The organism is Paraburkholderia sp. J10-1, from assembly GCF_905220165.1.
In the GTDB taxonomy this organism is placed as follows: Bacteria; Pseudomonadota; Gammaproteobacteria; order Burkholderiales; family Burkholderiaceae; genus Paraburkholderia.
On sequence record NZ_CAJMYW010000009.1, the window covers coordinates 44285 to 70296 of the forward strand.

At 57.1% G+C, this 26012-nt stretch carries 18 protein-coding genes and 1 pseudogene; 8 read left to right on the forward strand and 11 right to left on the reverse strand.

Annotated features, from left to right (window positions below):
* Positions 1-21: 21 nt before the first annotated feature.
* Entirely contained in the window at positions 22-1413 is a 1392-nt protein-coding gene (locus U5A65_RS25500) for a short-chain fatty acid transporter (RefSeq protein ID WP_321948048.1), read from the reverse strand.
* 163 nt (positions 1414-1576) lie between these two features.
* Here U5A65_RS25500 and U5A65_RS25505 point away from each other — a divergent pair, with 163 nt between their 5' ends.
* The 5 genes from U5A65_RS25505 to U5A65_RS25525 all read left to right on the forward strand — a co-directional run bounded on the left by U5A65_RS25505 (position 1577) and on the right by U5A65_RS25525 (position 7516).
* Entirely contained in the window at positions 1577-2851 is a 1275-nt protein-coding gene (locus U5A65_RS25505) for an MFS transporter (RefSeq protein ID WP_321948051.1), read from the forward strand.
* A gap of 30 nt (positions 2852-2881) precedes the next feature.
* Positions 2882-3505 carry a TetR/AcrR family transcriptional regulator gene (locus U5A65_RS25510; protein ID WP_321943858.1) on the forward strand — a complete coding sequence of 208 codons (624 nt, stop codon included), beginning with the start codon at positions 2882-2884 and terminating at the stop codon, positions 3503-3505.
* A 610-nt stretch (positions 3506-4115) separates the two neighbouring features.
* Complete coding sequence (locus U5A65_RS25515; protein WP_321948053.1) at positions 4116-4511, forward strand: AMP-binding protein; 396 nt, start codon at positions 4116-4118, stop codon at positions 4509-4511.
* A gap of 619 nt (positions 4512-5130) precedes the next feature.
* On the forward strand, positions 5131-5937 hold the full coding sequence (locus U5A65_RS25520) for a crotonase/enoyl-CoA hydratase family protein (RefSeq protein WP_321938820.1): 807 nt from the start codon (positions 5131-5133) through the stop codon (positions 5935-5937).
* Positions 5938-6367: 430 nt separating this feature from the next.
* The gene (locus tag U5A65_RS25525; RefSeq protein ID WP_321948054.1) at positions 6368-7516 is read left to right on the forward strand and encodes an AraC family transcriptional regulator; all 1149 of its coding nucleotides are present in this window, start codon (positions 6368-6370) and stop codon (positions 7514-7516) included.
* A gap of 208 nt (positions 7517-7724) precedes the next feature.
* On the opposite strand, the gene U5A65_RS25530 is transcribed toward U5A65_RS25525, so the two are convergent.
* The 4 genes from U5A65_RS25530 to U5A65_RS25545 form a co-directional block, all read right to left on the reverse strand.
* Complete coding sequence (locus tag U5A65_RS25530; protein ID WP_321948056.1) at positions 7725-9071, reverse strand: MFS transporter; 1347 nt, start codon at positions 9069-9071, stop codon at positions 7725-7727.
* 136 nt (positions 9072-9207) lie between these two features.
* Positions 9208-11271, reverse strand: a complete 2064-nt coding sequence (locus U5A65_RS25535) for a hydantoinase/oxoprolinase family protein (protein ID WP_321948057.1) — start codon at positions 11269-11271, stop codon at positions 9208-9210.
* 44 nt (positions 11272-11315) lie between these two features.
* Positions 11316-12950: a hydantoinase B/oxoprolinase family protein gene (locus tag U5A65_RS25540; RefSeq protein WP_321948059.1), complete on the reverse strand. Its 1635-nt coding sequence runs from the start codon at positions 12948-12950 to the stop codon at positions 11316-11318.
* Between the two features lie 72 nt (positions 12951-13022).
* Positions 13023-13442 (reverse strand): Lrp/AsnC family transcriptional regulator, encoded by a 420-nt coding sequence (locus U5A65_RS25545; protein ID WP_321948061.1) that lies wholly within the window; start codon positions 13440-13442, stop codon positions 13023-13025.
* Between the two features lie 321 nt (positions 13443-13763).
* Here U5A65_RS25545 and U5A65_RS25550 point away from each other — a divergent pair, with 321 nt between their 5' ends.
* On the forward strand, positions 13764-14336 hold the full coding sequence (locus U5A65_RS25550) for a TetR/AcrR family transcriptional regulator (RefSeq protein WP_321948063.1): 573 nt from the start codon (positions 13764-13766) through the stop codon (positions 14334-14336).
* Positions 14337-14382: 46 nt separating this feature from the next.
* Here the strand turns inward: U5A65_RS25550 and U5A65_RS25555 are convergent, their stop codons facing one another.
* Together U5A65_RS25555 and U5A65_RS25560 are read right to left on the reverse strand one after the other, a co-directional pair.
* Complete coding sequence (locus U5A65_RS25555) at positions 14383-15432, reverse strand: ornithine cyclodeaminase (protein ID WP_321948065.1); 1050 nt, start codon at positions 15430-15432, stop codon at positions 14383-14385.
* A 361-nt stretch (positions 15433-15793) separates the two neighbouring features.
* Positions 15794-19306: a pyruvate carboxylase gene (locus tag U5A65_RS25560; RefSeq protein WP_321948067.1), complete on the reverse strand. Its 3513-nt coding sequence runs from the start codon at positions 19304-19306 to the stop codon at positions 15794-15796.
* Positions 19307-20209: 903 nt separating this feature from the next.
* Here U5A65_RS25560 and U5A65_RS25565 point away from each other — a divergent pair.
* Positions 20210-20446: pseudogene (locus U5A65_RS25565) on the forward strand (IS5/IS1182 family transposase); the annotation flags it as partial.
* Positions 20447-20762: 316 nt separating this feature from the next.
* On the opposite strand, the gene U5A65_RS25570 reads toward U5A65_RS25565, so the two are convergent.
* From U5A65_RS25570 to U5A65_RS25585, 4 genes are all read right to left on the reverse strand, one after another.
* Positions 20763-22019 carry a LysR family transcriptional regulator gene (locus tag U5A65_RS25570; protein ID WP_321948464.1) on the reverse strand — a complete coding sequence of 419 codons (1257 nt, stop codon included), beginning with the start codon at positions 22017-22019 and terminating at the stop codon, positions 20763-20765.
* A gap of 31 nt (positions 22020-22050) precedes the next feature.
* On the reverse strand, positions 22051-23190 hold the full coding sequence (locus U5A65_RS25575) for a porin (protein ID WP_321948068.1): 1140 nt from the start codon (positions 23188-23190) through the stop codon (positions 22051-22053).
* A 145-nt stretch (positions 23191-23335) separates the two neighbouring features.
* The gene (locus tag U5A65_RS25580; RefSeq protein ID WP_321948070.1) at positions 23336-25204 is read right to left on the reverse strand and encodes a sulfatase-like hydrolase/transferase; all 1869 of its coding nucleotides are present in this window, start codon (positions 25202-25204) and stop codon (positions 23336-23338) included.
* A complete protein-coding gene (locus U5A65_RS25585; protein ID WP_321948072.1) occupies positions 25179-25577 on the reverse strand; it encodes a hypothetical protein in 399 nt (132 codons plus the stop codon). Before U5A65_RS25585 ends, U5A65_RS25580 begins: the two co-directional genes overlap by 26 nt.
* A 204-nt stretch (positions 25578-25781) precedes the next feature.
* Here U5A65_RS25585 and U5A65_RS25595 point away from each other — a divergent pair, with 204 nt between their 5' ends.
* Positions 25782-25928, forward strand: a complete 147-nt coding sequence (locus U5A65_RS25595; protein ID WP_321948075.1) for a hypothetical protein — start codon at positions 25782-25784, stop codon at positions 25926-25928.
* Positions 25929-26012 lie beyond the last annotated feature (84 nt).

A 26012-nucleotide genomic window follows, 5' to 3' on the forward strand; every position in this document is an offset into this window, starting at 1 on the left:
CGTCAGGATTTAACGAACCAGTTACAGCAGGAGAAGCGTCCCCCCCATCACTGCGAACATGATGAAGAAGATGATGACCGTGTAGCCCATCACACGCCCCATACCAACCCCAGCAATCGCGAGCAGCGGAATGACCCACATCGGCTGAATCATGTCTGCCACACCCTCGCCGAGCGCGACGGAAATGGCTACTGCGTGTTGCGAAACACCGAGGTGCTGAGCGGCAGGAACAACGAATGGAGCCTGGACGATCCAATGGCCACCGGCACTCGGAACGAACATGCTGATGAGCGTCGAGGACACAAAACTCCAGAACGGAAGCGTGTGAGTCGTTGAGAAGCCGATAAACCACTTCGCGATGACATCGGCAAGGCCGGTTGCCGTCATGACTCCCATGATACCGCCGTAAATTGGGAACTGGAGTAGGATAGGTCCCGCAACTCGTGCGGCATTGTTGATAGCGGTGAGATACGCGCGCGGCGTCCAGTGCGTCACCAGACCGAGCAACAGGAAAATCATCACCAGCATGTTAAGGTCCATCGTGAACGACCCGACGGCAAGCTTCATCACGATATAACCGAGACCCAGGACAACGAGAATCAGGTTTAGTACCCACGCTGAATCCAGCCTGGCAGCCAACGTAGTCGGTCGACTCTTCGACACTTCGACGACGTCTTCTTCGATAAGCCGCCGGGGGTCTGCAGCGATGGTTTCATTGTCTCGCGGCATCATCATGCGGAACACCACCGGGATGACTACCGCGAGGACAAGGAGGGGGACGAAGTTCAGCGGCGAAAGCAGAAAGTCCTTCATCTGCAGAACATTACCGGTCACCTTTTCGATGATGTTCAGGGGCGAGCCGTGTGTCGCACTCAGAAGCGCGATTGAACTCGAGATGCCACACACATAGAACGACCAGCCCGCATATGCGGCTGCCACGAGCCATGCGAAATCGACGCGAACACGCTTCGCGATTTCTCGTGCGAACAGTGCCGAAATAACAAGACCAACCGCCCAGTTCAGCAATCCGCCAGTCATCGAGACGAAGAACGTAAGTGCCATTGCACCGCCTGCCGTCTTCGGGATCGAAGCTATTTTGCGAAGAAGTAGCGATACCGGCTTCGATGTTGACAGCGCATGACCAGTGACCAGTGTCAGTGCAACCAGAAACGCGAAGCTGGCAATCTTGAACACGCCGTCGTACCAGCTAACTACGACGTTACCGATGCTTCCATGCGGCGCAATAGCTACCGCTAGAGAGCACGTAATGAGGGTCAAAAGAATCGCGATCACGAATGGATCCGGCATGATCCTTTCGACCAGTACGACGCACATACGGGTAAACCCATGCAATCCGTATGACCGCGCCGGTTTGTCCATCGGCGCCGCTGCTCCAGTGCTCACCTTCTCCATTGCTCATGTCTCCTTGGTCTGAAACGCTCGGTGGCGTTCAGTGTTATGGGATGAACTAGACGGCCGGTCAGTTAGTGATGTTATAGCTCTAGGTTGACTGGTCGTCTACAAAAAACTATAGTGGTTACGGGTAAGTCCTGGCACCGACATTTCGGGAAGCCGGATGACCATCGGGCGGCGAATCGAAAACGACCATCAGGAGACATGCGAAGTGGAGACGCAGGTTGATGCAGGCCATACTGAGGCGGGTACGAGCGTTCGTGCGAGCCGCGCTATTGCGGTGATCGCTATCGCGCAACTGTTCGGTACATCGTTGTGGTTCAGCGCCAATGCGGCCATGCATGACCTGCAGACCTCATGGCATCTAAGCGCGACGGGCATTGGGTGGTTGACGAACTCGGTTCAACTCGGCTTCATCGTCGGTACACTGATTTCAGCATCGACTGGAATTGCGGATCGACTCCCCACCAGCAGAGTTTTCGCCGTATGTGGACTTTTGGGTGCAGCTCTGAACGCGCTTTTCGCGCTGTGCAGTTCTGGCGTCGCGTCAGCGATTGTGTTCCGGTTCGGAGTGGGGATTGCGCTGGCCGGGATTTATCCGCTTGGCATGAAGCTGCTCGTAACATGGGCGCCAAAGCGAGCGGCGCAAACACTTGCCTGGCTGGTCGCGATGCTCACGCTGGGTACAGCATCCGTACACGCAATCAGGGGAGTGCTCGACAACGTTTCATGGCATCTTGTTGTCCTTACGTCGTCGCTACTGGCAGTTGCGGGCGCATTGATGGTTCTATCGCTTGGCGAGGGGCCATATACCCGTCGTGCTGCGCCCGGCGCCCTGATCAGCGGAGTAGGTGCGGTGTTCCGAATTCGTGAATTCCGGGCCGCTGCGTTTGGATACTTTGGCCATATGTGGGAGCTCTATGCTTTCTGGACGCTGGTGCCGATGCTGGTTGTGAGAGCTGTCGCCGGCGGCCCCATGGAATCCCCAAGAGATGTAGCTTTACTATCGTTTTTTATTATTGGAATTGGTGCGGTCGGCTGTGTCGCGGGAGGCTTCTTCAGTAAATGGTTCGGAAGTGCACGCGCCGCGTTTATCGCACTCCTTGTGTCGGGTAGTCTCTGTCTTATATACCCCTTGGTCGCCGACAAGTTCCATGGCGTCACTCCATTGGCGCTGCTGGCTGTTTGGGGTCTGGCTGTCATCGCGGATTCTCCGCAGTTCTCAGCCCTCTCTGTGCGGGCGTGCCCGCCGGAACAAATCGGCGGCGCCCTGACACTGCAGAACAGTATTGGATTTTTTCTGTCGGCATGTTCGATATTTGCCTCGACGAGCGTGTACCACTCGTTAGGTGCGTGGATTTCGCTGTTACTACTTCCGGGGCCGGTACTTGGCCTGTTTGCAATGTCGCCGCTACTAGCGAAGAAGCCACGTTGGTAGACGAACTTGGATAATTTGAAGGACGGGTAAATGGCAACGACAACAACAAAACGCGACACGGGTCGCCGCGCGGAGCTGGTTCGGCTGGGGGTAGCCATACTGACCGAAAAAGGCTTTTACAATTTTTCGCTTGATGAACTGGTTGCACTCGCTGGAGTACCAAAGGGTTCCTTCCACTACTATTTCAACAACAAGGATGCTTACGCTATCGAGGTCATTCAGGCGTATGGCGAATACTTTGCGAAGAAACTCGATACACATCTGACAAACACTACCCTTTCCCCAATTGAGCGAATCAAGGCTTTCACCGAAGACGCTGCACGAGGCATGCAGCGACACAAATTTAAACGTGGATGTCTCGTAGGGAACCTGAGCCAGGAACTTGCCGCGCTGGACGAGAATTTCCGTAAAGCACTGCTCGACGTGCTTGGCGACTGGCGCTATCGGATCCGTGAATGCCTTGAAGAAGGCAAGCGGGTTGGCGAGATTCGCCAGGATGCAGATACAACGGCGCTCGCGCGATACTTCTGGAACGCATGGGAAGGCGCCGTGATGTGCTCAAAGCTCGAGAAGTCAAGGGAACCGCTCGATGACGCAAGTGCTGCCTTCGTGGCACATCTCAGCTGCCCCGACAGCCGCAAAACTTTCGGCTAACGGGCAACCACCTGTATCCGTCCGTAGCTCTTTGGCCTTGGCTTGAGGGGTCGAGTCAAGGTCCCTTTTTGCGAAGAGTCGACCTCAGGTGATCCGGCACGTCTAGGAGGCCGGTTTGCCCGCGCAACGACTCCTCGGAGCTCACCAATGGCAATCCCGCGGTGGTCATTCTGCATGCACTCGCGCATCCACCCGACGAAGAGCGGTGTGATGGCGGCATGCATATTGGTGCGTTACAGGACCTGATGGTGCATAGGACAGCATTCCTTATGCGTTGAACTGCACAAGCAACGCAAGAGTACACGGACATCGTGCATCGTGCTCTCCGTGGAATGCGACCGCCTCGACTTGGCGCGACGCTATTACGGCAGCGATGACGCGCAAACCTGACGTGAGTGCTACTGCCAAGCGAACCGCATGCGGCGCATTCAAACTCCCCTACGGTCGCCGCAAACATACCGCCAGGCAGATGTGACATCCATACGCTTCCTATCGTGTTCAGCCCCTGCCGGATCCACCGAAGTTGGCCCGAAATGCAAATTTCTCGACACCGATCCTCATAGAAAGAGGCGAGACATGCTCCTACTATTGCGAAAAGGAGCAAGGAGACATGATGCCTGCAGATACAAGCATAGTGACGATTCCGTTGGTGGTCACCTCGATTCTTCGACGGATGTTTCACGTCAAAGCATGGGGCCTTCCGTATTCCGCCTTGTTGTCTGGCGCGCGGCTGGTCTTGCCGGGCGGCAATCTCGGTGGTGATGCGATCTATCGCCTCTGTACTTCAACGGGAGTTACGGTGGCAGCGGGCGTCCCGACAGTCTGGAAAGCTCTTCTCGAATACATGAGCTCGCGGAACCTCCACTTCGACGCGCTGAAGCGAGCGGTGATCGGAGGTGCAGCATGCCCGCCACAGATGATTGAGGACCTAGGCGATCGAGGGATCGTGGTTTTCCACGCTGGGTCACGACCGAAGTTTCCCTGCTCGGCTCCGTGGGTCGACTGATGCCGCAGCACCAGAGACTTGACGACGAGAGCCGAAATCTCATTCTCGCAGCACAAGGTCGCCCGCTGTTCGGCCTGCAGTTTAAATTGCCGGACGTTTCGGGGGCCGACGTCGCGAAGGACGGCCGCTCTCCCGGTCGGTTGATGTTCAAAGGAAACGGGGTCATCGAACGTTACTTTGGGATGCATTCCGCACTGGACGATGGTTGGTTCGATACAGGGGATATCGCGACCATCGACGCCGACGGCTATCTACGAAATACCGACCGTAGTAAGGACATGATCAAGAGCGGTGGCGAATTAATATCGTCACTCGAGATTGAGAGCATCGCTCTGGAAGCAAGACGTTCTTCTCGCTGCTTGTGTCGCCAAACCCGACGAGAAGTGGGGAGAGCGCCCTGTTCTGTTTGTGTCTCGCGGGTAGGTAGTCGTATGTCTGCCCAGCAGATTCTCGATGTATTTCACGAACGCGTTCCGAGAGATCCATTCCGGATTGGGTTCAGATCATCCAGGACATGCCCTTGAGCGCAACGGGAAAGAATCATAAAGCCAGACCTCGGGAAGCATTGTCTGGTCAGAACAATATATTCATTTACCCTCGATTGAGCAGGGAGCACATGATGTCAATCAAGTATCTTGAGATTTCAGAAATCGGCAAGGTTGGAGTGGTGACCTTGAACAGGCCGGCGAAGCGGAACGCACTCGACGAGAGTGCGATCGACGAAATCGACGCATATTTTTCCCACATCCCGCAGCATATCCGGGTCATCCTCATGCGAGCGGAGGGCAATCATTTCTGCGCCGGCCTGGACCTGAAAGAGCACCACGACAAACAGCGAAGTGCGGTACAGTTCATGCGCGTGTGCCAAGCATGGCACACGGCGTTCGACAAGATTCAACATGGCGGCATCCCGGTAGTCGCTTGCATGCAGGGAGCGGTTGTCGGTGGTGGATTGGAGCTGGCTAGTGCGGCCCATGTCAGGATCGCTGATAAAAGTACCTATTTTTCGTTGCCTGAAGGCACGCGTGGCATCTTCACCGGCGGCGGCGCTACGGTGCGAACGGCAAAAATCGTCACGCCCAATCGTATGGTCGAGATGATGCTGACAGGTCGTGTGGTCGATGCGGAGGAAGGCCTTCGCATTGGACTTGCTCACTATGTTTGCGGTACCGAAAGCAACCCCGTAAGTGCTTACAATTTCGCGCTCGAAACTTCGCAGCGTATCGCCGAGAACGCGGAGTTGTCGAACTATGCGATCGTCAGCTCGATCAACCGGATCGCAGACATGGCCTCAACCGACGGACTGTTTGCTGAAGGATTGATGGCGGCAGTAGTACAGACGGGGATCGACGTTCAGGAACGACTGGGCGACTTTGTCAATAAGCGAGCCCACAAAGTCAAGCCGGCATCCAAGATGCCCGGCTGAAGAAGGCTCGAGGGTCTAGCAAGTGAGGCGAAGAACGCGTCCGGTAACGTAGTCGGTATCGTTCCGCGCGTTCGCCCTCGTTCAGCGAAACACCGCACATCAACGCCTCCGTCGACAAGCCGTCCGACGAACCGCATCCGGAACTGCGTGCCTTGTCTAGCCCAGGGCACGCAGCCATGGAGACCACGGGTTGCTATCGGTATAGGCGCCGCAAGCACACGACTATCAGAAATCTCGATCTACTCCTCATCTACGGATGAATCCGCAGTCTGACTGGTACCAACTAATGCCGTCACAAAAATGAAGAGCGCCCTCGTTCTACGCGCGCAGTATCGATTTTCCCTCCTATGTCCGCGTCGGGCGGTATGATCATTGGATGTAATTGATCCGACGCGGTGCTCGCATGACAAGAGAGGTATTCGTGCATGCCATGAAAAGCGACGACGCTCCGATAATCTCGACCGTATCATTCCTAGTCATCGAAGACCTGCTGGAAAGCCTCCGTCGCATCTGCTCACCCGAGGCATTTGATCACATCCTGCAGGAAGCCCGCATCTCGGATCCGGCCTTTCGCGCGTCTGGAGCTCGTATCACCCACGACCAACTGGTCAAACTCTATCAGAGCGCCGCCGCAAGCACGGGCGACGAAATGATGGGGCTGTGGAGTCGAACCATTCGCCCCAAGGCACTGAAAACTATCTGCAGGGTTGTCATCGATGCGCCTTCGGTAGGCGTGGCCCTACACCGGTTTACGGAAGTATGGAATCTCTTGCTTGACGACTATGAGCTGCAGCTCCAGAAGACTGATCGGACTCTTACGTTGGCACTTTGCAGCCGAGCGCCAAACAGCACCCCGAATCGCTTCGGACATGCCTTGTTGCTGAAATTGACTCATGGCATCGCTTCGTGGCTTGTTGGCAGAGAGTTGTCAGTCGAAAGCGTAGCCTTTTCGTTCTCCCGCCCCCCTTTCGCCGACGACTACCCGATTCTATTTCCGTCGAACGTGACGTTTGATGCGCCGTCGTCGGCAATCGTCTTTCATTCAGAAGTAGGAGACCTTCCCGTCGAGAGAAAGAAGGCGGATATGCACGAGTTCTTGATTCGAGCACCAAGAGACTGGATCTTTACCGACTTCAAGGAACACTCGATTCAGTTGAAGGTGCGTGAATACCTCTTTACGTCCTCGAATCTGAACAGAAGCCTGGATGAAGCGGCTAAGCAGTTAAACATGTCGCGGAGAACCTTGATTCGCAAGCTCGCCGCGGAAGGTCCAACTTTTCAGCAAATCAAAGACGGCCTCCGCCGCGACATCTCCATTCGTGATCTGAGTCTTGGTCGAAAGACTCTCGACGAGATTTCAGAATCCCTCGGCTTCAGTTGCGTGGCGGTCTTTCATAGGGCGTTCAAGAGATGGACAGGCACGACTCCAGCCGCATATCGCTCGCGACCACCAGGTGCATACCCCCCCTCGCCACAAGGCTCCCCCATAAAAACACCTCGTATTCGGACCACACCGAATGATCTCCGAACATCATTTATCGAGATTAGGAATGCGCGTCGAACTTGCTCGTGTCAATAGCTTTCGCTGGCAAGAACCCAATACTGTCGGCAGCTACATCGCGATATGCCACTTAGCTGCCGCTTCGGTTCTGGATCCGGCACCCTGGCTGCGCATTTTCTTCACCCAGAAGTTGTGGCGTACAACAAACGAGCTCGTTCCTGCCGCCTGAGCTTCCCCCCGATATCGCATTCCAGCCGGCCCTGTATAAGCAAACCCGAGGGGAAACTCACTCTTCTTTCATGGGCTGCCCCGTCTGGTCAGTCGAGGAGAGCAATGCGATCAACCCCACAACACATCCCAAAATCATGTAGTACGCAGGGGTGATTGGATTGCCCGTTTTCTCGATGAGCCATGCGTCAATCATAGGGGCCGTTCCTGCGAAGATGGCGATCGTAACGTTGTAACTGACGGACATCGCCATGAAGCGGACTTTGATTGGAAACAACGTAGGTACCTGAGCAAATATGCATGAGGTCAGCGCGGCGAGGGATACGTTCAACGTGACCAAGGCTGTGACCTGCAAAATCAGATTTCCAGATTGAAGAAGATGGAAGCTAGGTGCTGCGAGTACGAGCACAGCGAGGCTCCCCGCGATCATTACGGGCTTTCGGCCAATGCGGTCCGCAAGCATCGCGAAAAGAGGGATAAGCAGGACCAGCACAAGCATAGGCAACAAGCTTATCGCTAGCGCGTCTGTTCCGCTTAGATGAAGAGTGCGGTTCAGAAAGGTCGGAATATAGCTCAATACCGTAAAGAGCGTGATATTGGTCACAATCACCATGCCCGCTGCCTGCAGCATGTGCTTCTTGTAGCCCACAAGCCTCGCAACCTGTTTTAGGATAGTGGCTGGTTCGACGCGTCCCCGCTTTTGGGCATCCACGAAGGCTTGCGACTCTTCAAGACGGCGGCGGATATAAAGACCAATCAACGCGAGCGGAGCCGCGAAATAGAACGGTACGCGCCAACCCCATGCAGCAAGCGTAGCGTCGTCAAACATCAGATGGAGAACGTAGCTTACGAGAGCACCCGCCAAGAAGCCCGCCATAGCACCGACCTCTACCCAGGCGGTCATCAGTGTGCGATTATGGTTTTCGCTGCGCTCGGCAACATATATAGCTGCCGCGCTGACCTCCCCGCCCGCCGATAGCCCCTGGAACAGTCGCAAGACGACAAGCAAGACAGGGGCAAGCGTTCCGAGTGTTGCGTACGATGGCAAAAGGCCGATTCCAAAAGTCGCAGCTGCCATCACAAAGAGCGTTACATTTAAGATGCTCTTTCGTCCATAGCGATCCGCCAGAACACTACACATAATTCCGCCAAAAGGGCGTGCCAGAAAAGCGATAGCAAATGTGGCGAATGACGCAATAATCTGTACACCAGGGGAGCTAGTCGGGAAGAAGACCTTTCCCATGATGGTGGCCAGGTACCCGTAAACCGAGAACTCGAACCACTCGATTACGCTTCCTGCCATCGCGGCGATGACGACCCGGCGAAGCCCTTGCTGTGATTCCGTGTTGCCGGCTTGTTCAACGTTGTTTCGGCGTGTCACGCCAAAATTGCTCGGTGCGCTCATAGCTTAGATTCAATAGGAGAAAAATGGAGGCACACGCTCGCGCAGCGTCGATGCATTTTCTGCGAGCGTGCCGTGTTACCGCTTTACTCGACAACCGGAATCCGACGCAGCGCGTGTGCCCACACGCGCCATCGTTCTACTTCTGTCGCACACTGAGGTCCAACCAGCCGTTCTCAGTGACAATCGCCTTGTCACCGCGATGCAAAATGATAGTCGTCGTCTCGGCTTCGATAACCGCCGGACCCGAAATCTGTTGTCCAGATACAAGCTTTTCCATTGCGAAAACGTCGACCTCCACCCAATCGCCTTCCGTAAAGATTTCCTTCCGACGCTTCACACTGTTATTAGCTTCAGCCGATGTTTTCGTATTACCGAGCAACCGCGGGACAGAGCCGACAATAGCGACGTGCACATTGACCAGCACGACCTCCTGTCCTGGAGAGCTATAGGTGTATAGCGCCTCATGTCGCTCGTGGAAACGGCTGCAAACGTGCTCGACCAGATTCGCGTCGTCGAAATCGAGGCCGTCGAGGCTGACGTCGACCTCATAAATTTGCTCGCCGTAACGCATCTGCGCACTACGTTCGACCTTCAGAGGTGCCGCAAAATCGTCGACAAAGTCTGCCTGTGCAAAGGCGAACGACTCGGCTTCGTCAAACAGGGCCTTGAGGCCAGCGCCGTCCAAGCGGTTGAGGTCGACCAGGTGGCTACGGGTTGTCTCGTACCTCAGATCGGTTGCGAGCATGCCCCACGCAGACAGCACCGATGCCACTGTCGGAACGATAACGCGCGCAATGTCGAGTTCGCGTGCGACTTCGGTCGCGTGCAATCCAGCCGCACCGCCGAAGCTCAATAACGCATATTGCCGCGGGTCTACGCCTCGCCGCAGCGTCATTAGCCGCACACCGTCGGCCATTTTGACGTTGATGAGGCGCAGAATCCCAGACGCAGTCTCAATTGCTGAAAGATTAAGCTTCTCCCCTAGTTCGCCCATCGCGTTCTGCACTGCAGGGAGATTGAGCTTCGTCCGACCACCCAGGAAATTATCCGCGTCGAGATAGCCGAGCATCAGATTCGCGTCGGTCACCGTGGGTTTCTTCCCTCCCCGGTTGTAGCAGACTGGGCCGGGCCACGAGCCGGCACTCTGGGGTCCAACATCAAAGGCGCCGCCTGCGTCGATGTGTGCGATGGATCCTCCACCCGATGCAATCGACAGAATATCGAAGCTGCGCAATGCGATACGCTCCCCGGCCAGGCCCCGCTCCGACGAGACGACCGCATTTCCGTCGGACACCAATGAAATGTCGGTACTCGTCCCCCCCATGTCGAACGGAATCAGCTTGGGTGTCCCCGCGATATCCGCGCAAGCAAGCGTTCCCGAGATACCACCTGCCGGGCCTGACAGCGCCGTTGCTGCTGAGAGTTTGATTGCCTCAGCGACCGATGTAATACCGCCATGCGAAAGGATGATGTGCAGCGGATTGCCAAGACCGGCATCTTTCAGCTTGTGCTCGAGGTTCGTCAGGTAACGCTTCATGGCGGGCCCGACATAGGCATTGACGACCGTGGTCGATACCCGCTCGTACTCCTTGATCTGGGGCAGCACTTCTGACGAGAGCGAGACATAGACATCCGGCAGGTGTTCCCGTAGAAGATCCGCTGTACGCTGCTCATGTACAGCATTGCGGTACGCATGCAAGTAACACACAGCGACCGCCTCCACACCGCTCTTTTTCAGAAAGGTAATCTGTTCAAGAAGCGCGGCCTCATTGAGAGCAGTCGAAACTGTGCCGTCCCAGCGCACGCGTTCCTGGACACCAAGCCTCAGGTGACGCGGCACAAGGGGTTCAGGCGGCACCATCGCGAGGTTGTATCGCTCGGGCTTCAATCCCTCGCGCATTTCCAACACATCTCGATGCCCGTCCGTGGTAAGAAGCGCCGTTCGTGCACCCTTGCGCTCCAACAATGCGTTCGTCGCGACAGTCATGCCGTGCACAATTCGGAGCGTGGAACCAAGCATTGCTGGCAACGTGATTCCAAGCTGCTCAGCCAGGCGTTGAAGGCCCTCCAGTACGCCGATAGATTGATCTTGAGGAGTCGATGGAGACTTTGCGAACGTCACTTTTCCGTCCGTATCTGTAGCGGCGAAGTCAGTGAACGTACCGCCCACATCGATACCAATAATGTATTGCGAGGGCATTTCGTGTGCTCCTTTTCTAGAAGCGGTTTGGATAAGGCCAGAATTCAGATCAGTTCGTCTTCGGCGTCGCGTCTGCGCGCAAAGTCGCTGCGTTGCGAAGGGGCCCCCCATCCACCACCGCCGGCCGAGCGCACGTCAAGGACGTCGTTCGCCTTGATGACAACTCCAAATTCCTTCGTGCGGAGTTTGCGCATCTGGCCTTCGCTGACCAAGGTGTAGTCGTGCGGCTTCCCGTCACCCCCGCCGAGGATGCCGGCCGCCCCATGACGCGCTCCCTCGCCAGCTGTATGCGCAACAGCCGGTACTTCGACCCTCAAATGCATGGTCGTGCCCAGCCCGCCCCGGTACTTTCCGTCGCCGCCGGAACCCCGACGGAATTCATGGCGCTCAAAAAACAACGGGAACCGGGACTCGGTGACTTCGATACTTCCAAATTTGATGCCGCCGACCGAATGCCACTCACCTGCGGCAGACCACCCATCACCCACGGGACTGGCTCCTCCGCCAGGCCTCGCGTGGAACATGTGCCAGATAAATGGCTTGTTGGTTCGCGGGTTCTCCCCCTTAATCGAGATCCGGAATCGGCGACTCCATCCACCCATTGCGCGGTCAGGGCATGCGAGGGCTAGGGCACGGACGATCGCCTCGACAATTTCATTTGACGGGTGAGTCGTCGAAAGGGTTACCGCCGCGTTATTGTTTGCGCAGACAACCGTACCGGGCTTGAGCGTCGTGGTGATGGGCCTGAAAGTCCCATCGTTCTTGGGGATCTCAGGGCCAATCAGGTATGCGAACGCCATGGCGATCGCTGCTTCGGTGTTGGCATAAGATGAATTGGCGAACCCCCTTGACTGAGGGTCTGACTCAGACAGATCGATGTGGAGAGTGCTCCCAGACTTTACAACCCTGGCACGAATGGCAATGTCCTCTCGACCGTGACCGTCATCGTCAAGGAATGCCTCTCCGAAATACTGCCCGTCGGTCCACGATGCAACAATCTCTCGCGCACGACGTTCCGCGCCGTCGAGTATATTGTCGACCGCGGTCTTCACCACACTAGCTCCATATTGTGCGAGCAGCGCGAGCATACTGCGCTCGCCGAAGTGCGCCGCACCAATCATCGCAGCCAGGTCGCCGCGGAAGTCGCGCGGGAGCCGAACGTTGGCGAGAATCATCTCCATCACATCCTCGCGCATGCGGCCAGCCTCAACAAGCTTCATCGGCGGAATACGTAGTCCTTCCTGCCAAATCTCAGTGGCATGAGGGTTGTAAGCGCCATGGGTCGCGCCGCCAATGTCGCCCATGTGCCCGCGTACGACAGTCCAGAAACAACGCCGATCACCGGAAAACACCGGAACAAACGCCGTGAGGTCCGGCAGATGACTGCCGCCATGGTACGGGTCGTTCAACAGAACGACGTCGCCGGGAGAAATATCGCCCCCGAACCGTTCTTCTACAGCCTTAACCGCCCATTTCAACGCCCCCACATGAATGGGGATGTGGTCGGCCTGGGAAATCAGCCTGGCATTTGTATCGAGAATGCCGATGGAAAAATCGCGACTCGCGTTCAATATCTGCGAATAAGTTGTGCGCAGCATTGCCTCGCCCATCTCCTCTGCGATTGCCGAAAGCCGGTGCTGAATCACCGACTGAGTGATGGCATCTACGTGGCATGTCATGTTTCCGATTCCTTTTGATCGCTCAATTTCAAAGCGTCCCGGCAGGCGTTGTCTGCACGCGTGGACGATCGCCTACCGATAGGTCCTCAGCAAAATGCTCGTCTCGGTGTGACGAATCGCTTTAAGCAACCGAACACGCTCGAGGACACCCGACAGGTCGCGAGGCGACGCCGCGCGCAGTTCGGCCATTAGATCCCAGCGGCCGTTCGTGTCGTGCAACGCGATGACGTTCGGCTCGCCCAGCAGCCCGGCGATAACCTCGTTAGTCCGATTCCCGTCCACCTGAATTGCCATCCAAGCGCGGATATCGGATGGTTCTGCGTCGGGCCGCAATTTCAACGTGTATCCCACGATGATGTTTCGCTCCTCCAGCCTTCGCAGTCGATGACTGATGGTCCCTCTCGCAACACCAATCTTGCCGGCGAGCGTCGCCACACTTAGCCGCGAGTCGGCACGCAACAGCCCAATAATTTCCTTGTCAACTTCGTCCACGGAAAGCCCCAGTGAATGGAAACCGCGGGGCATACCGACCCGGTTTCGGACCGGTGATCACCCTCGACGCGCCACACTCAATATTTAATGCAATTATTTTTTGACAAAAAGTGGCCGTCAAGCGATTTCCGCACCTATCTAGCAATACACATCAAATCTGCAGATCGCTGTGGAATTCTGGGTGGGGAAGCGTTCTGCGCGCTCATGTTTTGAGCACAATGCCAGCTCAAAAACTCTAAGATTAAAATTTTAGTTGCGTTCTGGTAGGATGGTGTGCTCATTCGGGCAGGCACACCGCCTGATGAAAACAAGGAGATTTGTGTGGTTCAGGTAAAAAAGGCGGACATGCGGGGAGCCATGCTTACCGCAGCGTTCGACCTGTTCAGCCGCAAAGGCTACGCGGCTACAACGCTTAGTGAGATTGCCCGCAACGCAGGGACGACCGGTCCCAATCTCTATGTTTATTTCGAATCGAAGCTTGCCGTGGTCTACGAACTCTACGAACCATGGCTGCTGCTGCAGGTGGAAGCACTTCAGAAGAACGTTTTTGCGTTGCGCGGTCCGAGGCAACAGCTTCATCGCCTGTTCATCGGACTATGGAGCGATATCCCGCTCGCCGACCGGCATTTCGCCAACGTCCTCATAGAGGCGCTCGCCAGCACGCCTCCGGACACTCGAAAGCCACGGGATCTGCTGCACACGCTTGATGCAATGGTGACTGCCATCCTGATGCGGATAGTCCCGAAGGAGCGCACTCACCTCGTGTCAGATGGCGTCTACGCCCGGATACTGTGGATGGCTTTCGACGGGTTCTCAATCAACCAGAGAATCGGGCAGAAATTTGCGATTGAGAGAACCGCCGAGCTGATGACGATGATGTTGCTCGGGGAATGATGCGCTCAGGCACCGCACTCGGGACCGCACGGCGCCAATGAAAGACTCAGGCAGCGCGACGCACAGGTGCATGCGCCCTACCTCGACTGGTCTGCGTGAAGAGATCCTTGGGATCCACCGCGTTCGGCACGAGCTCGATAGCTGAGCCAATCCCCCTCGCGAGCGCTTGCTCGTGCACGTAGCGCAGTGCGGTGTAATCTTCTAACGCAAAGCCGACCGAATCGAACACCGTCACCTGATCAGCGCCCTGCCTGCCGACCTCGCTTCCGTTCAGGACACGCCAAAGGTCAACCACAGGGAAATCAGGGCCAAATTGCTGAATATCGCCTTCAACTCGCGTTTGCGGTTCGTACTCAACGAACACACGTGCTTTGCGCAGGACATCTACGTGCAGTTCGGTCTTTCCCGGGCAGTCGCCACCAACTGCATTCAGATGCATGCCTGGCTCGAGCATATCCGGCGTGATAATGGTTGCGTATGTCTTGTCCGCAGTGACCGTCGTCACGATGTCGGCACCCTGGGCGGCCTCCTTAGCCGAATCAGCCCGGATGATTCGCAGATTCGGGAACGCGGCGAGATTGCGTACAAGCTTCTCGCTTGCTGCAGGGTCGACGTCGTACACCACAATCTCTTTGATTCCCAAGTGTGCGTGGAAGGCAATGGCCTGAAACTCACTCTGGGCGCCGTTTCCAATGAGCGCCATCCGACGCGATTCCGGTCGCGCCAACGCCCGGGCGGCCATCAGCGAAGTCGCGGCCGTCCGCAGCGCCGTTGCGAGCGTCAGTTCAGACAATAGAACTGGATAGCCCGTCTCAACGTCGGCGAGAACCCCAAATGCCATTACGGTATAGAGACCTCGGTTGGTGTTTTTCGGGTGACCGTTCACGTATTTGAAAGCATACCGGCGCGCGTTCGACACCGGCATCAACTCGATAACGCCGATATCACTGTGATTTGCGACACGAGCAGACTTCTCAAACTCCTGCCAACGAATGAAGTCCGCACGAATCTCATGAGACAACTCTCCGAGGAACTTACTCAACCCAATGTCGGCGATGAGGTCTGACATCGATTGAACGTCTAGAAAGCGGGTCATACAGGGGTTCCCTCAAGCTGTTTCGGTCAGTCTATTTTTCCCGCTTTTGACGCAAAAAAATACCGCGCATGTTGCTCGCTTTGCGCTGTCTTGCTAGCACATTGCCGAACAAAACAGGTCGGAACGCTAGTGGCGTTCAGAGCGGCATTCCAGACTGAGTTCGCCAAAGCGCTGGCGACGTGTGCCGGAGTCGTAGCCGCGATCGCTGCGAATCGGGGGGCAGTGTTGACCAATCGCAGCAATGGGATGCGTCGTGACGGCTTGCGCCGGTCAGTATGCACACTGACCGGCACTCCGTTTGGCGTCTACGAGGCTGCGGTGCCGCGAACGGCTCTGGTACAAACGCGGCGCCAGCTGCCTCTCAGCCGTCTGCCGCTTCGAGCTCGATGAGTAAGTCCTTCGCCGCAACGCGATCGCCAGGCTGCACGTGCACCGTCGCGATCACGCAGTCGCGTTCGGCTGTGATGTGCGCCTCCATTTTCATGGCCTCCATGGCAATCAGTGTGCTGCCTGCGCGCACGGTCTGCCCGGGATGTACCGCAATACTCACGATCGAGCCCGGCATCGGTGCGGCCACATGCAGCGGATTTTCTGGGTTGGCGATTGGGCGTCCCTTGCGCGCTGTTGACGCCTGAACGGCGCTGCGCTGCTCGACTACGGCCGTACGTGACTGACCGTTCAGCTCGAACTGGACTTTCACCATGCCATCATCTACGTCGGCATGCTGGCCCTGTAGCGAGATAAGCAAGGTCTTGCCCGCGTCGATATCGACGGCAACTTCCTCCTGCGGTTGCAGTCCGTAATAGAAGGCCGTGGTGGGGAGCACGGACGTATCGCTGTAGGCACGCAGGTGCGCGTAGAAGTCAGCTGTCTGTTTCGGGTACATGAGATACGAAACAAGTTGCCGGTCGTCCATTTGGTGTCCGCATGCGACCTCCCCCTTCACGCGCCACGCATCCAGATCGACCGGTGCAATCTCGTCGCCGGGCCGGTATGGCGCCGGCGGTTCGCCGCGCAAGACCTTGCGCGACAGCGCTTCGGGAAATCCATCGGGCGGGAAGCCGAGTTCGCCCTTGAACAGCGACACGACCGACTCGGGGAAGGCGACGTCCTTCGCCGGATCGCAGACGTCCGCAACGTTCAGGTCATTCGCCACCATCAGGAGCGCCATGTCGCCCACGACCTTCGAAGTCGGCGTGACCTTGACTATGTCGCCAAACATCCGGTTGACATCTGCATACATGCGCGACACCTCGGTCCAGCGGTGCTCAATGCCGAGCGACCGGGCCTGCTCGCGCAGATTCGTGTATTGCCCGCCAGGCATTTCGTGACGATAGACGTCCGCCGTGCCGGAGCGGATCTCCGATTCAAACGGCGCGTAGTAGCGCCGCACGCCCTCCCAGTACGTCGATGCTTCATGCAGACGGTCGAGGCTGAGCCCCGGATCACGCTCCGTACCCGCGAGCGCCGCTGCAATGCTGGAGAGGTTAGGCTGCGAGGTCAGGCCGCTCATCGCATCAAGGGCGCCGTCGACGGCATCGCAACCTGCCTGGATTGCCGCGAGTGCGGAAGCCGCCGAAATGCCGCTCGTGTCGTGCGTATGGAAGTGGACCGGCAGCCCGGTCTCCTCCTTGAGCGCCTTCACGAGCGCCGCTGCGGCCTGCGGACGGCATATGCCCGCCATGTCCTTGATTCCCAGGATGTGCACACCCGCTTCTTTGAGTTCGCGCGCAATTCCCACGTAATACGTGAGGTCATACTTCTTGCGCGCGGCGTCAAACAGATCACCGGTGTAGCAGATCGCGCCCTCGCACAGCGCGCCGCTTTCGCGCACCGCGTCGATCGACACCCGCATGTTGCGGACCCAGTTCAGCGAATCGAATACGCGGAACACATCCACGCCCGCGCTGGCCGCCTGCTGCACGAAAAAGCGCACGACGTTGTCAGCGTAGTTCGTGTAGCCCACGGCGTTCGAGCCGCGCAGCAGCATCTGGAAGAGGATATTGGGTACTCGCTCGCGCAACTGCGCGAGGCGCTGCCACGGGTCTTCCTTGAGGAAGCGTAGCGCCACGTCGAAGGTCGCTCCACCCCAGCACTCCATCGAAAATAGCTCAGGGAGCTCACGCGCGTAGAACGGCGCAATCGGCAACATGTCTGCCGTGCGCATGCGCGTTGCGAACAGCGACTGATGGGCATCGCGCATCGTCGTGTCGGTCAGGAGCGCACGCTTCTGCTCGAGCATCCATTGCGCGAACCCTTCGGCGCCCAGATTCCGCAGGCGATCGCGCGTTCCCACTGGCAGCGGCTTGGACGTATCGACCTTTGGCAGCAAGGGTGTGGGCAGCGGCAAGGCCGGTAGCGAACGGCCCGTCATCTCTGGATGACCGTTCACGCTCGTTTCGCCGAGATAGCGCAGCAGCTTGGTCGCGCGGTCGCGACGCTTGGTGAACGCGAGCAGTTCAGGAGTGCGATCGATGAAGCGGGTCGTTACTTCCCCCTTGCCGAACGCAGGATGGTTGATGACGTTCTCGAGGAACTGTAGGTTCGACGCGACGCCCCGAATGCGGAATTCACGCAGCGCGCGATCCATCCGGCGAATCGTTTCAGTCGATGTCGGCGCCCACGTTGTCACCTTTACCAGCAGGGAATCGTAGTACGGCGTGATTTCAGCGCCGCCATAGGCCGTCCCCGCATCTAGCCGGACACCGAAGCCCGATGCGCTGCGATAGGCGGTAAGCCGCCCGTAGTCGGGCAGAAAGCCGTTGTCGGGATCCTCCGTCGTGATCCGGCATTGAAGCGCGTGGCCATTCAAGGGAATCGAGGCCTGCGCGGGCACACCAGCCGCGCGTTCGACGATGCCACCGGTCTCATGCACGGAATCTTCGGTGAGGCCAATGCGGCCGCCCTCTGTGATCCTGATCTGCGCCTTCACGATGTCGATGCCGGTGATCATTTCAGTCACCGTGTGTTCGACCTGAATACGCGGGTTGACTTCGATGAAGTAGAACCGTTCCGTATCTGCATCCATGAGGAACTCGACCGTACCCGCATGCGTATAGCCCACCGCGCGCATGAGGCGCAGTGCCGCTTCGCAGAGTTCGGCCCGGCCCGCATGATCCAGGTACGGCGCCGGCGCGCGCTCAACGACCTTCTGGTTGCGGCGCTGCACCGTGCAGTCTCGCTCATACAGATGCACGATGTTGCCGTGCGAGTCGCCAAGCACCTGTACTTCCACGTGGCGCGCGTTGCGTACCAGCTTCTCGAGGTAGACTTCGTCGTTGCCGAATGCCGCGAGCGCTTCTCGCCGCGCCGCCGAAATCGAAGGCTCGAGATCCTGTTCGCTCTCCAGTACGCGCATGCCTCGGCCACCGCCGCCCCAGCTTGCCTTGAGCATCAGCGGATAGCCGATACTGGAAGCAAGCTGCTTACATTCGTCGAGATCGGTCGGCAACGGGTCCGTTGCTGGCATCACCGGTACGCCCGCAGCGATCGCCGCGTTACGTGCGGCCACCTTGTTGCCAAGCATGCGCATAACTTCGGGCGTGGGGCCGATCCAGCGCATACCTGCATCAACTACTGCCTGGGCGAAATCCGGGTTCTCGGACAGAAAACCGTAGCCAGGATGGACCGCCTCGACGTTCGCCGCTCTTGCTATGCGCAGAACATCCTCGATGTCGAGGTAAGCCGCGAGCGGCTTCTTGCCCTCGCCCACCACATAGCTCGCGTCGGCTTTGAATCGATGCAGCGCAAGACGGTCTTCCTTCGAATAAATGGCGACCGTTCTGATGTCCATCTCGGCGGCGGCACGCATGACGCGGATCGCGATTTCCGAGCGGTTGGCAATGAGCAGTGACTTGATAGGTTTGTGGTTCATGATGTGTCGGCTCGCGCCGGCCTGGTCAAAACGGGCCTTGACGACCTAAATCCACTTAAAGGCGAAAGTGAGGAAGGACCCCACGCCAACGACGCCACGTGGGCCAGCAAAAGAGACAGCCAAGCTGCCCCAAGCCCTCGACACGGCTCCGCTAACTTCGCTCGATGCCAAACAATCGCCCGAGTATGACGATGCGCGCACGCCTTGAAATAGACGCACGACTACGCGGCCTGTTCGGTCGGATCGTCTACGGCTGCGTGCTTCGCACGGTTGGTTTGTCTCGAATAGTGGCGGGGATCCCTAGCCATTACGCGGGGTCAATGAAAGGCGAATTGGAATCCATCCAGTCATATTGCCCCTGCAGAGTCGCCCATGCCCAGTTCGGGCACGTCTTGACCGCACGCGCCTGAACTGGCGTGAATCGATTCGGAGAAGGGTTAGAGTCCGCGCTGCCTGTGGCAACAGGCTGCTCCGATTCGTAACGATTATTCATCTTGCTGCGTCCCTCCTTACATTAAGGAATAGCGTTTCCAATGCGTAACCAGGACTCATTGGTGGCCGCCTCTTCAAGCGGGCAGTAACGGAGCAAGGAATGCGCCAGGTAGCCGCCAAGCACTTGAAGCTCGTGCTTTCGCGGCAGGACCGCGCCATGCCCAGCGCGGCGTGTTCAGATTTGAAATCTTGCGTTGCAATTTTGCAAATTTTCTGAACCTTCTGTCGGGAGGAATCAACCCGATCCAATGCCTCACTGGCGCCCCTTCACCGCGTCACTAACTGGGTGCCCGCAAACTCCCTGACAATAGAACATGAAGCAACTGGGGACACCGCAATTCCGCAGTGAGTGGGTCGAGTTGACGACACGGTACACAGGCACCCCTCCCACGTGTGCGGTTACCCGGGGTGGACAAGCGCTACGACTTTGCATCCTGTCAGCAGTACCTGAAAAAAGAGGGATCACGGCGCGCTCTGGCCGCCGCGGCGTTGAGGGCAAAGAACGGCCGGGCACCACCGCTGGACCGTCGAGCGCACTCATGGTTGGTTGCCGGCTTCGGCAAACTGCGCGTTCGCCTAGAGCCTCGCCTCGCCATTCAAGCCGCGATGCTATCCCTTGTCGCTGCCGCTATCTGTTCACGCTCTTGACGACCTGGGTTAGTAAGTCGAAGGGGGCGGCGGCGCCGTGACGCGTCACTGCTACCAGACAAGGAGTCGAATACGGCACACGTCCAAAGGTTAACGTGGGCATCGAGTGTGATGACATGACAGGTTGGACCGGAGCTCGCACGGCCTGCATCACAGAGAAGGCCTTGAGCTCGCGGACACAATGAGGCGCAAGTTGGCGGATTTCAGCCGGATCCATCGTCGACGTTACCGCCTGCGCCGCCCGACAGATTAACAGAAAGCCAAAAGGCGATCAGAACGGACCTCACGGTACGTGATCGCAAAAGCAATTCTGGATCTAATACAGTTTATGGGCGTCCGTCGTGGACCGTTCCGAGTGTACCGTCCTCAGTATGGCGGTAATAAGCAGCTGAGCCGCGGGCGACGGAGTAGATTCAGCGCGGGTAAACAATCCAACGCTACGTCGCGTATCAGGAAGCGAAATATCAAGCGTCACAAGTGCGCCCGCCTGCAATTCCGTATAGAGCGATTCCGCGGACAGCGCCGCAATCATCTCTGAATTAAGAAGCAAGCCTCGGATCGTACTGATGTCCGCCGTTTCGACGGAGGGTATTGGAAAAGGTAAGCCGATACGCGCGAACGCTGCGTCCACAGTTTCCCGAGCTGGCGAGCCAAGCCGCGGGAAAATCCATTTCACGCCGGCAAGGTCTGCAAGAGAACTTCCATTCCGAGCTGCCAAGGGATGCCCGGCTCGTACAATGAGTTTTATATCGTCCGCGAGTAGCGGCTCAACGGCGAGTCCGTCAGTTTGATTGCCAGTGAGCACTGGTCCGAGCATTACATCCATATCTCCGCAACGCAGCGATGCTGCCATCACCGCATATGCGTTCTCTGCTGTCACGATCCTCACATTGGGATACTCGCGAGTTACCGCGGCGATTGCCGAAGGAAGAATGCGTGCACGGCCCAAGGGTAGAGAACCGACAATGACTGTACCCGTTACGGTGCCGTGCGATGCCGCGAGATCAGCGTGTACATGACGCAGGTCGCTGAGCGCACGCTGCACGTATGGTACGAACGACTCCCCTTCCGTTGTCAGCTTGAGTCGATCTCTCGAGCGGCCTCGCACAAACAACGATAGTCCACTACCGGTTTCCAATACCTGAAGCGCTCGGCTAACCGCTGGTTGGGTGATTCCGAGAGCGACTGCTGTGGTTGGCATATGACGCTCGCGCGCTAGCGATACCACTATCTGCAACCGGCGCGTGTTGAGCAACCAATCGGGTAAAACTACCCCCTCAGTCTCGAAACGACCAGTGCGTAGAGATGTGCACCAAGCGGTAAGCTTTTCCAATTCAGAAAAAATACGCTCGGAGCGCTGTAGTACCGTCTTCCCAGAGGGAGTCGGCAATACGCCGCACGAATGCCTCTCGAGCAATGGCTCACCGATGGATAGTTCAAGCTCGCGCATCATCCGCATGAGCGACGTTTGCGCACGAGAGAGCTTCCGTGCGGCCGCACTTGGCCGCCCTTCAGACACAATCGTGGAAAAAGCCCGTAGGTGCGCAAGATTCAGAAGTTCTGTCTCTCGCATGGCCAAGTAACTACTCCTCCAGCGCGTTGGGCTAAAAGTTATGCTGAATTCCTGATGTTACCGCGAACTGACGGTTCGAGGATGACGCGGAGAGGGTGTAGATTTGCGCTTTAGCACCGTGAGCTTGTTGCGCAACCGCGAGGAAATACAAGAACGTTCGTTTCGATAGCGCATACTGTATGGTTGCATCGATCTGGTCCCATGACGGCTGACGTTGTGCGCCGCTGCCGCCCTTGTACTTCCCGTCGCTTCTAATGTATGCCACGCCCGACATCCAAAAGGGCGACATCTGCCACCGCAAGTTGGCCTCAAATGTGTCTAGATTGAGTCCAGTGCTATCTAGATAGTCGTATTGCACGTGGGTATATTCGCCCCCGATCTTAATCGCCTGCCAGTCATAACTCGCACCAATTACGCTAATCCTCTGACGGAACACGCCAGCTCCACGTACACTCTGGGCAAAAGGACTCTTGTAGTCGTCGTTGATACCAGGCCCTGAGGTCCCCACGGCGCCTGCCGTCTGTGAATCCGGACGATCGGCCTGCATGTAACCAAGTGAAACCCGAAACGGACCCGGCCGGTACGTCACACCAGCACTCATCAAGCGATTTTCCGAAAATTCCGTGGAATTGCTAAAGCCGTACGTTACACCGAATGACAGCCCACACCAGGCGGAGCTTAAGTATTTGATCGCGTTGCTGGACTTAAATGGCTGAGTTTGGTTGTCTGCATTGCCGATGTGAGCACCAATATTGCCCGACCACGTTGAGGTGCTCGCCAGACCTTCGGTCATGTCTGAAAGCGCCTCAAACTGTCGCCCGAATGTCAACCGACCCGAGTTCCTTCGCTCGAACCCGACATACGAAACATTGAATGCCCGTCCAGATCCGCCCCCTGTTTGAATATTGAATGGACTCATCAAACGAAACACCGCCGATGTCCCACCACCAAGATCTTCAGTCCCGTGGAAGATGACACGGGTAGGTGTGAGTTGGGAACTAGTAGCCAACCATTGCGAATGCCCCCCAGCGTTGTTTGCATACAGCACACCAGAGTTGATCATGCCACTCAAGGTGACGCTACTTTGGGCTTGCGCGCCAAAGGACAGAGCGCCCACGCTCGCGCAAATCGACAGCCTGAGAGTCGCCTTGCGGCGGGCTCCATAAAACATTTTCGTCTCCAGATTTATATAGTCCCGGCAAACTCGTGGGTTGAACCGGCTGCACGGTGCGAAAAGCGACCTGCATTTATTGTTTGTAGCGCAAACTGCCGAATGCGCTATGTGAGCGCAGCGAAATGCTGCGCGACCTACTTTTTCAGGCGGAGCCGTTCGCGTTCAGAATTTCCACCTTGCCATTTCGAATCGGCAAAGAAGCGATCGAGTCGTCGCCCACTTCGTCGCGGATGACCGTATTTAGACGACTGTTCATTTCAAGCAAAAGTTCGCCATGTGCCTTCCGATCTCTCGCCAAATTGCGAACCTCGTCAGGATCATTCAGCGTGTCATAAAGCTCCACGTCGTTATGTTCGAAAAGTGCCTCTAGGGAAACGGGCTCATTGAAATTGAGAACCGAGAAATAACGGGAAAATCGATAACGCCCATCGAACACACTGCGAATCGCGCCTCTAAAGCGGAAGTCTGGTTGCAGGTCTTGCATACGTTTCAGTATGACTTCCCGTGAGGCACCTTTCATCGAAAGAGTTTGAAACTCTTGTACCATCCACTCACTGTCGTAATTGCTGAGCATCGCGTAGTTAAACAGCGATACCTTGCGTTTTGCGTCAATCGGCGCCGCCTGCGGCCGCGACAGGAGATCGGAGAAATCGCGCCCGTGAGCAGCATCGCCCGCAAGCCGCGTCACGGTGGCCGCATCCGCCCCAGTTAGCCCAAGCAGAGTCGGGGCAATGTCCAGATGAGAGGTCAGTGCGCGGCAGCTTGTCCCCCCCGGATACGCGGGATGTCGAATGACCAGTGGAACGTGGTTCTGGGGGGCATACGCGGTTGCGCCCTTGCCAACGAGTTGGTGCGCGCCTACGTGGTCTCCATGATCCGAAGTCATCACAACGATCGTATTGTCACGCAACCCCAACGCAGCAAGTGTTTCAAGCAGGCGCACGACGTGTGCGTCGGAATCGCGAACGCAGTTGAAATAGTAGTTTTGATATGTTCGGATTCGATCATCAGTAAATGGGAACGCTCCCGTGATGTGCTCCATGGCCGTTCGGAACATGCCGTGCGCGGCTGGGCGTCCAGGTTCATCATATGGCTGATGTCGGGACGCAGCGAGCGGAACTTGATTCCAAGACGCGTAATATGTCGCGTCATTGGGCACCGGCGCTATGTGTAACAAATGTTGACTGTTGGTCTGTTCCTGTTGGCCAGTGGGGTCCGTGTTCAAAAACATTACGTCGTGAGGATTCACGATGTTGACTGCCAAGAACCAGTTCTTCTTTTCTGCGGCAAGCTTCGCCGTGTGGTTTCGAAGCCAACTGACGGCCAATTCGGTCGTGACGCCGTCATAGTTGTAGCCGCCACGAGCCGCGCCAACGAGGTCGCCGACACCAAAATAGTCGTCGAACCCATACTCCGCCATAGTTCGGTTGTAGGCTTCCACAGGCGCATTATATGGACTATTCGTTTTGCGCATGTCTCCGCCAAGGTGCCATTTGCCGAGATACGCGGAGTAGTACCCTGCGTCATGAAGCATATGCCCTACAGTCCGGATATCCGTCGACATATCGGGTTGCCACGGCATTCCCGCGTTGTCGTTGATTTTCGTGTGCTGTGTGTGCTGCCCCGTATAGATCACCGAACGCGACGGCGAACACACGCACGATGCGATTTGATGATTTGTGAATGTGATCCCTTCGCGCCGCAATGTTTCACGACCCGGTACTGGAAACGGCCACTTGTCAAAGTAACGCTCTTGGTCCGTCAGAATGAACAAGATGTTATATCCGGGCGGCGGTACGGAAGGTGCGACGCGCGGCATACTGCGAGAAGTGGACGGCACGCTCTGCGATCGGTCGACTGCATTTGCTGTAGGTACATGGACGCCGACACCGAATGCCGCTGTCGCAAGCCCAGCCGCTCGCAGGAACCCACGACGCCCAGCTACCTCAGGCTCGTCAACTGAAGACGTATCGATTCCAGAATCATCAGATTTTTGTGGTCGCTTCTTCATGCAATATTCCCTTCTCTCTGTTCTCAGGATCGTGAGAATCACTCTCACCAACGGTGGTCTTGCTCTTCGCAGTCACCCAGAACGATTGCGATCCGCCGCCCAGCCACGATAAAGAACCCGCAAGGGCATAAAAGCTCGGGTTTATCCGGAGAAAGGAATTAGAATGCGACGTCGGCAGGGCCTTGGGCCGGGCGCCGCCGGCCAACACACCCAAGAAGCAAGGGCTGGTTGCCCAAAATGTCCGGCAATACGTTCGCCTCGGATCGATAAGCAAATCCTCAATCGCTGAACGCACAACGCAATACCAGAGAAAGCGCCATGGACTGATATTCCTTTCCGTGTCAATCGTGATCGGTTCTCGGTCTTGGCGCATCCGAGTTCCCTGAGGGCGACGTCGCAGCAAGCGTCAACTGTGAATCACGCTTCTATGAAGAAGGCTCCTGTCAAGATCGCAGTCCTACAGCACTTCCTTCCGCAGTTGTCCGCAATCGCGCATCCACTGACGCGATCCCTTGTCCTGCGATGACGGTACGCCACGAGGATCCGACCGCGCTCGCCGCGCAACCACGAGCGCAAGTTGATCACCAGCTTGATCGCATCGATCCGGTCGGTCTTCGCGTACTGGATCCCGGACTACGAGCTACTCGGGCGGCGCGGCCTCGCGGTCTGGCTCGTTGATGCGCGCCAGATGGATTACGCCCTCGGCCACATGAGTGACGTGTAGGACTGTCAGTAGCCGCAGAAGCTGAAGAGTCTCGAATTGCTGAGCGCCGCTTGGCGGCCTGCTTGCGAAGTCTGCGTAGTACGC